The organism is Paenibacillus sp. KN14-4R, assembly GCF_052180255.1.
Classification (GTDB): Bacteria; Bacillota; Bacilli; order Paenibacillales; family NBRC-103111; genus Paenibacillus_AM.
Genome location: NZ_CP197466.1, coordinates 1,570,617 through 1,582,785 on the forward strand (window position 1 = coordinate 1,570,617; position 12,169 = coordinate 1,582,785).

9 protein-coding genes are annotated in these 12,169 nt (G+C 44.0%); all 9 read left to right on the plus strand.

Translation table 11 applies throughout. The annotated features are described in order from the left end of the window. The first annotated feature begins 51 nt into the window (after positions 1-51). A complete protein-coding gene (locus ACSBOP_RS07330) occupies positions 52-1,977 on the plus strand; it encodes a stage V sporulation protein D (RefSeq protein ID WP_442603766.1) in 1,926 nt (641 codons plus the stop codon). 107 nt (positions 1,978-2,084) lie between these two features. Next, positions 2,085-3,572 (plus strand): UDP-N-acetylmuramoyl-L-alanyl-D-glutamate--2,6-diaminopimelate ligase, encoded by a 1,488-nt coding sequence (locus ACSBOP_RS07335; RefSeq protein WP_442603767.1) that lies wholly within the window; start codon positions 2,085-2,087, stop codon positions 3,570-3,572. Continuing rightward, the gene (locus tag ACSBOP_RS07340) at positions 3,569-4,957 is read left to right on the plus strand and encodes a UDP-N-acetylmuramoyl-tripeptide--D-alanyl-D-alanine ligase (protein WP_442603768.1); all 1,389 of its coding nucleotides are present in this window, start codon (positions 3,569-3,571) and stop codon (positions 4,955-4,957) included. The genes ACSBOP_RS07335 and ACSBOP_RS07340 overlap by 4 nt, the downstream gene beginning before the upstream one ends. A 33-nt stretch (positions 4,958-4,990) precedes the next feature. Further along, positions 4,991-5,953, plus strand: coding sequence for a phospho-N-acetylmuramoyl-pentapeptide-transferase (mraY, locus tag ACSBOP_RS07345; RefSeq protein WP_442603769.1), 963 nt, complete (start codon positions 4,991-4,993; stop codon positions 5,951-5,953). 3 nt (positions 5,954-5,956) lie between these two features. Continuing rightward, a complete protein-coding gene (gene murD / locus ACSBOP_RS07350) occupies positions 5,957-7,351 on the plus strand; it encodes a UDP-N-acetylmuramoyl-L-alanine--D-glutamate ligase (protein WP_442603770.1) in 1,395 nt (464 codons plus the stop codon). Between the two features lie 106 nt (positions 7,352-7,457). Then, positions 7,458-8,555, plus strand: coding sequence for a stage V sporulation protein E (gene spoVE / locus ACSBOP_RS07355; protein ID WP_442603771.1), 1,098 nt, complete (start codon positions 7,458-7,460; stop codon positions 8,553-8,555). A gap of 5 nt (positions 8,556-8,560) precedes the next feature. Further along, positions 8,561-9,679: an undecaprenyldiphospho-muramoylpentapeptide beta-N-acetylglucosaminyltransferase gene (gene murG, locus ACSBOP_RS07360; RefSeq protein WP_442603772.1), complete on the plus strand. Its 1,119-nt coding sequence runs from the start codon at positions 8,561-8,563 to the stop codon at positions 9,677-9,679. A 176-nt stretch (positions 9,680-9,855) separates the two neighbouring features. Next, positions 9,856-10,761 (plus strand): UDP-N-acetylmuramate dehydrogenase, encoded by a 906-nt coding sequence (murB, locus tag ACSBOP_RS07365; protein ID WP_442603773.1) that lies wholly within the window; start codon positions 9,856-9,858, stop codon positions 10,759-10,761. Positions 10,762-10,776: 15 nt separating this feature from the next. Next, entirely contained in the window at positions 10,777-12,039 is a 1,263-nt protein-coding gene (gene murA / locus ACSBOP_RS07370; protein WP_442603774.1) for a UDP-N-acetylglucosamine 1-carboxyvinyltransferase, read from the plus strand. Positions 12,040-12,169 lie beyond the last annotated feature (130 nt).

The window sequence follows — 12,169 nt, forward strand, 5'->3', positions numbered from 1 at the left end:
GAATAGGCATGAAGAAAACGATCATGTCTTTTGTAGGAAGGGGCCTCGCATATGAAAGCTTCTGGGGTGACGGTTAGACGCAGATTATTTATTTCTCTTGTTGTTGGAACGATAATATTCGGTGCATTGCTCTTTCGATTAGGTTACGTTCAGCTTTGGAAAGGCTCAGAGTTTACAAAAATGGCTGAGGATACATGGCGTCGCAATATTAATTTTGCTGCGAAACGAGGAGATATTCTTGATCGGAATGGAACCCAGCTAACCTATGACATTTCTTCGCCTACTATAGTCGCTGTGCCATCGCAACTTAAGGATGCGAAAGATACTGCTGCTAAGCTCGCTAGCATTCTAGGTGCAACGGAAGAAACGATCTATAAGCAAATTACCAAAAAACAAATTTCGAATACAGTCCAGCCAGCTGGACGTAAAATTACACAAGAAAAGGCACAAGAAATTCGCGCCCTAAGACTACCAGGCATATTTGTAGCCGAAGATAGCAAACGTTTCTATCCTTTGGGTAATTTAGCAGCACATATTCTCGGTGTAACAGGAATTGATGGTGGCTTAACGGGTGTAGAAAGTAAATATCAAAAAGGGTTAACGGGAATTAAGGGCTCCATTTCCTATTATGCAGATGCAGTAGGCAGAGCGATGCCAGGTTCATCGGAGAAATATACCGAGCCACAAGATGGTATGAATTTAAAACTGACAATTGATAGTCGTCTGCAAGCCATTGTGGAGCGTGCGATGGATCAGACGATGGTCCAATACCAAGCAGAGAATATAATTGTGACTATGATGGACCCGAACAATGGTGAAATATTAGCAATGGGTTCGCGTCCAGCCTATGATCCAGCGAATTTTCGGGAATCTCCAGCCGAGCTGTATAATCGGAACTTGCCCATTTGGATGACCTATGAACCAGGTTCGACATTTAAGATTATTACACTTGCAGCTGCTTTACAGGAGAAGAAAGTCGATCTTAAGAATGAGCACTTTTATGACTCTGGTGTCATCGATGTTTCGGGCTCTAAGCTTCATTGCTGGAAAAGAGGCGGACATGGGAGTGAGACATTTTTACAAGTCGTAGAAAATTCATGTAATCCAGGTTTTGTCGTTATGGGTCAAAGGCTCGGTAAAGATACATTGTTTGACTATATCAATCGATTTGGTTTTGGGAAGAAAACAGGAATTGATCTGGGCGGCGAAGCAAGTGGAATTTTGTTCAAACCGTCCCAAGTGGGCCCTGTAGAACTTGCTACAACATCTTTTGGTCAAGGTGTATCCGTTACTCCTATTCAGCAGATTGCCGCTGTTTCTGCAGCGATCAATGGTGGGAAATTGTTCAAGCCGCATGTCGGTAAAGCGTGGATTGATCCCAAGACAGGGAAAGTCGTAGAAGAGATAAAGCCTGAACTTGTTCGTAACGTGATTAGTGAGGAAACATCAAAGGAAGTTCGTGAAACACTGGAAAGCGTTGTTGCGAAAGGAACAGGACGTAATGCCTTTATCGATGGTTATCGTGTAGGCGGCAAGACAGGTACAGCGCAAAAGGTTGTTAATGGACGATACTCGTCTACAGAGCATATTGTATCTTTTATTGGTTTTGCTCCAGCAGACAATCCGAAGGTTGTTGTTTATGCAGCCGTAGATAATCCACAAGGTCTTCAATTTGGGGGCTTAATTGCAGCTCCACTTGTGAAGAATATCTTGGAAGATTCCCTTAAATATATGAAAATTGAACCAAGTAAGGATCAACTGCCTAAAGACTATAGGCCAGATGAAGTGCCTATTGTTGAGGTACCGAATCTCGTTGGAATGACGGTCAGCGATATTTACGAAAACTTGAATCAGAATTTCAATCTGGCTAAATCAGGTGAAGGTAATACCGTAATATCTCAGGTCCCGGAAGCTGGGACTAGAGTAGACCGTGGGTCCACGATTCGTGTATACTTATCTAATCAATCCGGCAATTGAATGAGACATTAGTTGATTTTGCTGGAAAAATGTACATACTAGTGCATATACTATTATTTTAGGAAAACAATCCCTAATGAGGATGCACTAGGACTTGGAGGAATGGTATGCAACTATCGGAACTTGCTCAAACACTTGTGATTGGTCAACTTATTGGTGACTCATCCACACTCATCACTGGCATCCAAACCGATTCACGTAAGGTGAAACAAGGGGATTTATTTATTTGTATACCGGGTTTTGTCCATGATGGGCATGACTATGCAGATATTGTAATCAAAAGCGGTGCGGTTGCACTTGTTACGGAGCGATTACTTGATGTAACTGTTCCACAACTGATCGTCAAGGATGCTCGATATGCCATGGCAGTCCTAGCGAGTCATTTCTTTAACTATCCAAGCACCGAGATGAAGGTGATTGGTATTACGGGAACGAATGGGAAAACAACAACTAGCTATTTGATTGAAAAAATACTACATGATGCAGGTTTCCAAACTGGACTCATGGGGACCATTCAAATGAAAATTGGTCAAGAGTATATTGAAATGGAGCGTACCACGCAGGAAGCCTTAGAAATCCAACGATCCATGCGTAAAATGCGTGAAGTAGGTACGGATTACTGTGTTATGGAAGTATCCTCTCATGCCTTGGAATTGGGGCGTGTAAAAGGGGTTCATTTCCGTACAGGTTTATTTACTAATTTAACCCAAGACCATTTGGATTATCATAAGACGATGGATAACTATCACGCTGCTAAAACCTTATTATTCGGTCGTATGAATAATACGTATTGCGAAGACCCTTCAAAGCGTCAATTTGCGATTTTAAATCGTGATGACGAAGCTTATAAGCGAATGAGTGAGGCAACAGCAGCACAAGTGATCACCTATGGGATTGATCATCCATGTGATGTGCGTGCGACAGATATTAGTATTACAGCTAACGGCACTGAGTTTATGGTTCATACATTTGCAGGTCAGGCTAAATTTCAAATGAAATTGGTTGGTAAATTTAATGTGTATAATGCTCTAGGTGCAATTGCCTCAACTTTAGTAGAGGGTGTGCCTCTTCACGAAATTAAGCATAGCTTAGAGAATGTGAGCGTAGTCGATGGTCGGATGGAAGTTGTCCATGCTGGACAGGACTTTTTAGTGTTAGTTGATTATGCGCATACTCCGGACGGATTACGTAGCGCTCTATCTACTATCCAAGAATTCACGGAAGGTAAGGTCATCACTGTATTTGGTTGCGGAGGAGATCGGGATCGTACCAAACGTCCCTTAATGGGAAAAGTGACAGCAGAATTAAGCGACTATCTTTATGTCACATCGGATAATCCACGAACTGAAAATCCAGATCAAATTTTACAAGATATTGTACCAGGTCTTCTTGAGGCTAATCTGCCATCCAATCAATACGAACTTATTGTAGATCGTAAAGAAGCGATACAAAAGGCTATTGCCGAGGCAGGCCCTAAAGATGTAGTATTGATAGCGGGTAAAGGGCATGAGACATACCAGGATGTGAATGGAGTTAAACATGATTTTGACGATCGCGTGATTGCGAGAGATGCGATAAGGAGCAAAGTCCAATGATAAAACGTACGTTAAGTGAAATCGTGAACATGTCAGGTGGATCAACAATCAATATTGATCCTGATTTGATGATAAATGGCTTTTCTACGGATACACGTACGATCGAGCGAGGATGTTTGTTTATTCCTTTAATCGGTGCAAACTTTGATGGTCATGAATATGTAAAAGACGCCATTGCAAAAGGGGCAGTAGCTGCTTTTTGGCAAAAGGATCATGATAACCCTCCAGCAGATTGTAATTTGATCTTCGTAGAAGATACATTGTTAGCGATGCAGCAGCTTGCAACAAGCTATCGTCAGCAGCTTCCTGTTAAGATTGTTGGCATTACAGGCAGCAATGGGAAGACGACGACCAAGGATTTAGTTGCCTCTGTCCTTGCAACAACTTTCAAAGTACATAAGACGAAGGGGAATTTGAATAACCACTTCGGAGTACCTATGACTTTGTTATCGCTCGAGGAAGATACGGAGATTGCTGTACTTGAGATGGGCATGAGTGAACGTGGTGAGATTGAACTGCTATCCACAATTGCACAGCCGGATTTGACCGTCATTACGATGATTGGAGATTCACATCTGCTGCAACTGGGTTCACGCAAAGAAATTGCTAGAGCAAAGGTGGAAATTATAGCAGGTCTTAAGTCAGGAGGAACCTTAATTTATAACGGTGATGAGCCCCTTATCGATGAGGTTCTGCAAGAGCAGGATGTTTTGTCACGCGATATGAATCGGATTCGTTTTGGTGTGCAAGACGATAATGATTATTATCCGCTGCATATTCAGATGAAAGAAAGTGGTATTTCATTTACAGCTAATAAGCTGCCGAATACCTCTTTATATATTCCATTACTTGGAGCACACAACGTTACGAATGCTTTGGCTGCAATTGCAGTTGCCAAAGCCATTGGTGTGTCTGATGATCACATTGCAGAGGGCCTTGAATCGGTGCAAATGACAAGCATGCGTATTGAGAAGCTGCAAGCAGATAACGGTCTTACTGTGCTTAATGATGCTTATAATGCAAGCCCTGCATCCATGATAGCTGCAATTACATTGCTGCACGAACTAGAGGGCTACGAGCGCAAATTCGTTGTACTGGGTGATATGCTTGAACTTGGACCTGAAGAGGAGATGTACCACCGATCGATTGGTTCCTTACTGGATCCAGATCAAATTTCGATGGTTTTCACCTATGGGGCTCTAAGTCAATATATAGCTGAAGGTGCAAGGAAGAAGTTCTCGGGTCAACATGTACATGAGTTTACAAGCAAAGAAGAGTTGGTTAAGAAGCTTCGTGCAGTTGTGCAGCCAACAGATATTGTGTTAGTGAAAGGCTCTCGTGGTATGAAGCTAGAACAAGTGGTTCAATCGTTACTACAATCATAAATTTTTATTGGATGTTTTTAGGAGGAGCACAACGTGGAATTGAAAGTCGTTTTATTTACCTTGGGAACTGCATTTATCTTATCTATTATTATGGGACCATTATTTATCCCACTTTTGCGCAGGCTGAAATTTGGCCAGACAATTCGTGAGGATGGTCCGCAGGGACATCTCAAGAAGCAAGGTACGCCAACAATGGGTGGCATTATTATTATGCTTGCCTTATCGATTGCCGTGCTGCAATTCTCTGATAAAACGATGCCATTCTTCGTGTTGATCATTGCTACGATTGGTTATGGGTTAGTCGGATTTTTAGATGATTATATTAAAATTGTGTTTAAACGCTCATTAGGGCTTACAGCTAGACAAAAGTTAATTGGTCAATTAATCGTATCAGCGATTGTATGTATACTGCTTGTTAAAATGGATCATTCCATGGCGATTAGTATTCCGATTCTTGATTTCTCATTTAATCTGGGGTGGTTATATTTCCCTATCATGGTGTTCTTGATGCTCGGCACGACGAATGCAGTCAATTTAACTGACGGGTTAGATGGTCTTTTAGCTGGAACAAGTGCATTGGCTTTTGGTGCTTACACGATTATTGCAATGAACAATACACAACCAGAAGTAGCTATTTTCTCGGCAGCGATGGTTGGTGCTGTACTTGGATTTCTCGTGTTTAATGCGCATCCTGCAAAAGTATTCATGGGAGACACAGGATCTCTTGGTATTGGTGGGGGACTTGTTGCAGTCGCGATTCTTACAAAAGCGGAACTGCTGCTAGCTGTTATTGGTTTTGTTTTCCTAATGGAAGTGTTATCCGTTGTAATTCAAGTAATCTCATTTAAAACAACAGGTAAGCGTGTGTTTAAAATGAGTCCGATCCATCATCATTTTGAGTTGTCAGGATGGTCAGAATGGCGTGTAGTCATTACGTTCTGGTTCATCGGCCTTGTAGCGGCAGCTTGTGGATTATACATTAATGAGGTGTTGTAACAAATGAAGCATCCGCGTGATTATGCAGGAGAAAAAATTGTCGTATTGGGCTTGGCCAAAAGCGGTGTTGCTGCGGCTAAGCTTTTTCATCGCCTAGGAGCTGTTGTGACAGTTAACGACCGTAAAGATCGGGATCAATGTCCAGAGGCATCAGAATTAGAAGAATTGGGCATTCAAGTGATTTGTGGCGGACATCCAGATGATTTAATGGATGAACAAGTGAAATTACTCGTTAAAAATCCAGGGATCCCTTATACAGCCCCACCTATCCAGAGAGCACAGGAACTGGGTATTGATGTGGTGACTGAAGTCGAAGTCGCTTATCCGATTTGTGAAGCGCCAATGATTGGAATTACAGGTTCTAACGGTAAGACAACAACTACTACTCTGGTAGGGAAAATGCTAGAATCAAGCGGTTTGAAGCCGATTGTAGCAGGAAATATTGGTCGTGCTTTATGTGAAGTTGCAGAGGAAGCGCAAGCTGATAATTGGATGGTTGTTGAGCTAAGCTCATTCCAGTTGAAAGGTACGATTACGTTTAAACCACGCATTGCATGCCTCTTAAATGTGTATGAGACACATCTCGACTACCATGGTGATATGGAAGACTACACAAATTCGAAAGCAAAGCTTTTTGCACAGCAAACAAAGGAAGATACAGCTGTATTGAATTGGGATAAAGCAGCTTGTCGTAAGATCGTGCCTCAGCTTCAAGGTCATGTATTTCCTTTTTCGATGCAGGAAGAACTTACATATGGAGTTTATGTGGAAGCCGAAAGTGGGCGAATGATCTATCGAGACCTAGATGGAAAAGCTCATGTTATCTTGCATAAGGATGAATTAGGTATACGCGGTGAACACAATGTTGAGAATGCATTGGCAGCTTCAGCAATCGCCATTCGTGCAGGAGCGGATCTTATATCTATTGCAAAGGTATTACGAGAATTTCGTGGTGTGGAGCATCGTCTGGAATATGTGAGAGAACATCAAGGAGTTACTTTCTATAATGATTCGAAGGCGACAAATCCAGTGGCAACGATCAAATCAGTAGAGGCATTCAAAGGTGGAATTGTGCTAGTTGCTGGCGGACTGGATCGGGGCTCGGACTATATGGAGCTTCTACCGGTATTTGGTAAACAAGTCAAAGGACTTGTCACGATAGGTCAGACTCGACTTAAAATCAATGAAGTAGCAAGGCTAGCAGGGCTAACAGCTGTTAAAACGGTCGATAATGGGGATAACGCGAAGGAAGCAATTGCTATCGCGGTACAGGAAGCTTGGACACTTGCTGAAGAAGGAGATATTGTATTATTGTCACCTGCTTGCGCATCTTGGGATATGTTTCCATCTTTTGAGGAAAGAGGACGCATGTTTAAGGAGTCCGTGCATAACCTGTAGAAAGGCTCTTTTCAGCCAAGCTATCTAGCGGCAGTGTTCGGATCGGACAAGCTGAAGCATCCAAGATGCTGAGAAGAGCCTTAAAACCCAATGTACGAGGTGTTTTATGGGGAAAGCTCGCTCTGCTCCAGACTTTTGGATCATTATCACAACCTTATTGATTTTAGTTATTGGCGTTATTATGGTGTACAGCGCTTCGGCAGTACTAGCGTTTCATCAGTATGGCGATTGGTATTTCTACCTCAAACGGCAGTTATTATTTGCTGTGCTCGGGGTAGTCGCCATGTTTATTACGATGAACACGGATTATTGGTTATGGAAGAAGTATGCCAAAATTATCTTATTGCTCTGTTTCGCACTCCTTGTTATTGTATTGATTCCGGGAATTGGTGTCATTCGAGGCGGTGCGAGATCTTGGATCGGGATTGGTTCATTTGGGATTCAACCTTCTGAGTTTGCAAAGATGGGTATCATTATATTTTTGGCAAAATGGTTGTCCGAGGAACAATCCAGAATTACAGAGTTCACGAAAGGCTTATTGCCGCCTCTTGGATTGGTTGGTCTGGCTTTTGGACTCATTATGCTACAGCCTGATCTTGGTACGGGTGTAGTTCTGGTAGGAACTGCAGTACTCATGATTTTTATTGTTGGTGCACGACTGCGACACCTTTCCTATTTTGCGATAGCGGGAGTGATGGGATTTATCGGACTCATTATTGCAGCGCCGTATCGACTTGATCGGATTGTCGCGTTCATGGATCCATGGAAGTATCCACTTGATGAGGGATATCAAATCATTCAATCGTTACTGGCGATTGGTCCAGGTGGGTTAGTTGGACTTGGACTCGGGATGAGTCGTCAGAAGTATAGCTACTTACCTGAGCCACAGACTGATTTTATTTTCTCGATTATTTCAGAAGAACTTGGTTTTATTGGAGGATCATTTGTATTATTACTCTTTATGATACTCGTTTGGAGAGGGATGCGAGTTGCAATTACAGCACCGGATACATTCGGATCCTTGCTGGCAGTTGGCATAGTCGGCATGGTGGCTGTGCAGGTCATCATTAACATTGGTGTTGTGATTGGAATGTTCCCCGTAACAGGGATTACACTTCCTTTTATTTCAGCAGGAGGTTCATCGTTGACGCTGATGCTAACCTCTCTAGGTGTACTACTTAACATATCACGATATTCGAGGTGAATGCTGTGCGCGTCGTACTTAGTGGAGGAGGTACTGGCGGTCACGTCTATCCGGCGTTGGCTATTGCGGAGCAATGTCTTCTAGAAGATGCCCAGTCCCAATTTTTGTATATAGGCACGAATTCAGGCTTGGAGCGCGATATTGTCGCGAACTCCAAGCTTACTATGCCTTTTAAGGCTATTGAAATTTCCGGTTTCCGTAGGAAGCTTTTTTCTTTTGATAATGTGAAGACAGTCGCACGGTTTTTCCGTGGTGTGAGTGAAGCGAAAAAGATGCTTCGTGAATTTAAACCTGATATTGTGATCGGGACAGGTGGCTATGTGTGTGGCCCTGTTCTTTATGCAGCAGCGAAGCTGGGCATTCCAAGTATGGTGCACGAACAGAACGTCATTCCGGGAATGACGAACGCGTTCTTAAGTCGCTACGTTTCAACCGTAGCGGTGTCCTTTAAGGGAACCGAATCCCGGTTCCCTAAAGCGCGGAATGCCGTCTATACCGGCAATCCGCGTGCGACGTCGGTCGTCATGGCCGACCGACTCAAAGGCTTACGCTCCCTGAACTTGCCAGACGACGCCCAACTGGTCGTCGTCGTTGGCGGCTCGCGGGGAGCGAAAGCACTGAACGAGGCGATGATTGGAATCGCCTCGCAAACCTCGAAACTGCCGCAGCTGCAGTTTCTGTTCATTACCGGCCAGCCGCATTATGAGGCTGCCGTAACCGCGATTGGCGGCGCAGAGGGCGCTGTGCCGCGTAATGTGCATGTTGTGCCCTATATCCACAACATGCCGGAAGTACTTGCAGCGACGAAGCTGATCGTGTCGCGTGCAGGGGCATCTTTCCTTGCGGAAATTACCGCTTTAGGCATTCCAGCGATTCTTATTCCATCGCCTTACGTGACGAACAACCATCAAGAACATAACGCTCGCATGCTTGTTGAAGGCGGTGCTGCTCATATGATTCTTGAAAAAGATTTGCAAGCAGATAGCTTGCTTGCTAGCGTCGAACACATTACAGGTTCTGCATTTCGCATTGAGGAGATGGCTCATGCCTCACGAAAAATGGGGCAATCCAATTCCGCTCAGCTATTTGTAAATGAAATGCAAAAGCTTATTCGAAAATCCTAATATCATGTGTTTATAGGCATTTGTCACACTCTATCCGATTTTACATAAACTACACTATAACCGTGACAGACATCGAAGCGTATGTTAACAGGCTAAAAATCGAGTGATGTACTTTATTTCATCTAGTCGATTCTATTGTTCGCATATGCGCTCATGTTCTGTGAAGGAGGTTTCCCATGCACGACTATATATCTGACTTGCAAGCAGCGAATGCTTGTGAGATTCGTTTCCAAGAAACACTTGCACCCTATACAACATGGAAGATTGGTGGTCCGGCGGATGTCTTCTTAATTCCAGAAAGCAAAGAGAAGCTCATTGAAACGGTACGGATTCTTCATCAACATCAGGTTCCGTGGATGGTTATTGGCAAAGGATCGAACATGTTAATTTCTGACAAAGGTGTTCGTGGTGTTGTCATTAAACTTGGGAAATTGCTAGATACGTTACACTTTGATGATACACTTGTTTATGCGGGCGGAGCTTATTCCTTGATTAAATTGTCCGTAATGACAGGTAAAGAAGGGCTAACGGGTTTAGAATTTGCAGGTGGGATACCCGGTTCGGTGGGGGGAGCCGTTTACATGAACGCAGGAGCACATAGCTCCGATGTGTCACGTATTCTCAAACAGGCTGAAGTGCTCATGTCCACGGGTGAAGTGGAAATCATGCAAGGAAGCGATCTTGAATTTGCTTATCGTCATTCCAGACTGCAGCGTGAACCTGGCATTGTCCTTGAGGCGGTGTTTCAGCTAGAGCCTGGAGATCGTAAAGAAATTGCGGCGGCTTTAGCTGCGAATAAAGATCGACGCCTTAGGACGCAGCCTTTGTCAGCAGCTTGTGCAGGTTCCGTCTTCCGTAATCCGGAAGGTACGTTTGCTGCAAAGTTGATCGAAGAAGCAGGTCTAAAAGGGTTACGGGTTGGCGGAGCCGAAGTATCGACCTTACATGCGAATTTCATCGTGAACACAGGGAATGCGACAGCCGAAGATGTGCTCACCCTTATTGCTCGAATTCAGGATACGATATTGACACAAAAGGGTATCAAACTTATACCTGAAGTATTGATGGTGGGTGAGCAGTAAATCGGAGGTGAAACATTGGAGAAGTTGGTTATCGAAGGTGGGAGACCTCTATCGGGAGCCATCCGAATCCATGGCGCAAAGAACGCCGCGCTGCCTATTCTAGCAGCAAGCATTATGGCGGAAGGAACACATGTCCTGCACAATGTTCCGGAGCTGCTAGATATAGGGGTCATGCTGCAAATTCTCCGTGATCTCGGTTGTCGAGCCGAGCAGGAGGGCAGTGTTGTTAGTGTAGACACATCCACAATCCATTCCTCGCACATTCCAGAGCAGCTTATGAGGCAAATGAGATCCTCCATTTTTCTAATGGGACCACTGCTGACCAGATTCGGTTTTGTTCGATTGTATCAACCCGGAGGCTGTGCCATCGGCGAACGAAAAATTGATTTACATTTAAAGGGTTTGCAAGCACTTGGTGTTCGTATACAAGAGCATGGAGAGACCATTGAATGTGAGACAGATGGACTTCAAGGTGCTGAAATTTTTCTTGATTTCCCAAGTGTCGGGGCAACGGAAAATATCATGATGGCTGCCGTGATGGCAGAAGGGATTACAGTCATTACGAATGCTGCTAGAGAGCCGGAAATTCAAGATTTGCAAAACTTCCTTAATAGGATGGGTGCTGACATCATTGGCGCGGGAACCGACACGATCACGATTCGTGGGGTTAGCATGCTGCAGCCCTGTTCATACCAGATCATCCCTGACCGTATCGTTACAGGTACTTGCATGGTAGCGGCAGCAGCTACCCGAGGATCCATTACGCTACATGGTGTTTGTCCACAACACCTCACATCACTCATCCATGTTCTCAGACGTGTTGGTGTGCAAATCCACATCAGCGATGATATAATACAAGTAAGCGCATTGACCAGGCCGAAATCGATAGAAAGAGTCGTGACTGCACCACATCCAGCATTTCCGACTGATTTACAATCTCAATTGATGGTCTTGCTTTCACTAGCGGATGGGCTCAGTGTGATGAAAGAAACAATTTTTGAAGGTCGGTTTAAACACGTTGACGAACTTGCCCGCATGGGTGCTGACATCCGTGTTGATTTGAATTCAGCTTTTGTCCGTGGGGTACCTAGGCTTTATGGTGCGACGGTAGAGGCAACGGATTTACGTGCTGGAGCAGCCCTTGTCATTGCTGGATTAGCTGCACAAGGAACCACGATTATCGAACAGATTCATCATATTGATCGAGGTTATGATCGTATTGAGCAAATGTTTAACGAACTAGGTGCCAATATGAACCGACACGCTGTTCTTATATAAGGCGATCTCATACAAGATGACTAACATCCCCAAGTCCCTTTCTGCTAATAGGAAGGGACGCAAGGATTTTTTTCGTCATTGCGACTTAAAAAATACTTCCTATTAACCGATAAAAACGTGATAAGGTTAA

Bases quoted from the DNA above. Each gene is read 5' to 3' on its own strand.
- ACSBOP_RS07330 (WP_442603766.1), top strand. From the start codon at position 52: ATGAAAGCTTCTGGGGTGACGGTTAGACGCAGATTATTTATTTCTCTT.
- ACSBOP_RS07335 (WP_442603767.1), top strand. From the start codon at position 2,085: ATGCAACTATCGGAACTTGCTCAAACACTTGTGATTGGTCAACTTATT.
- ACSBOP_RS07340 (WP_442603768.1), top strand. From the start codon at position 3,569: ATGATAAAACGTACGTTAAGTGAAATCGTGAACATGTCAGGTGGATCA.
- murD (WP_442603770.1), top strand. From the start codon at position 5,957: ATGAAGCATCCGCGTGATTATGCAGGAGAAAAAATTGTCGTATTGGGC.
- spoVE (WP_442603771.1), top strand. From the start codon at position 7,458: ATGGGGAAAGCTCGCTCTGCTCCAGACTTTTGGATCATTATCACAACC.
- murB (WP_442603773.1), top strand. From the start codon at position 9,856: ATGCACGACTATATATCTGACTTGCAAGCAGCGAATGCTTGTGAGATT.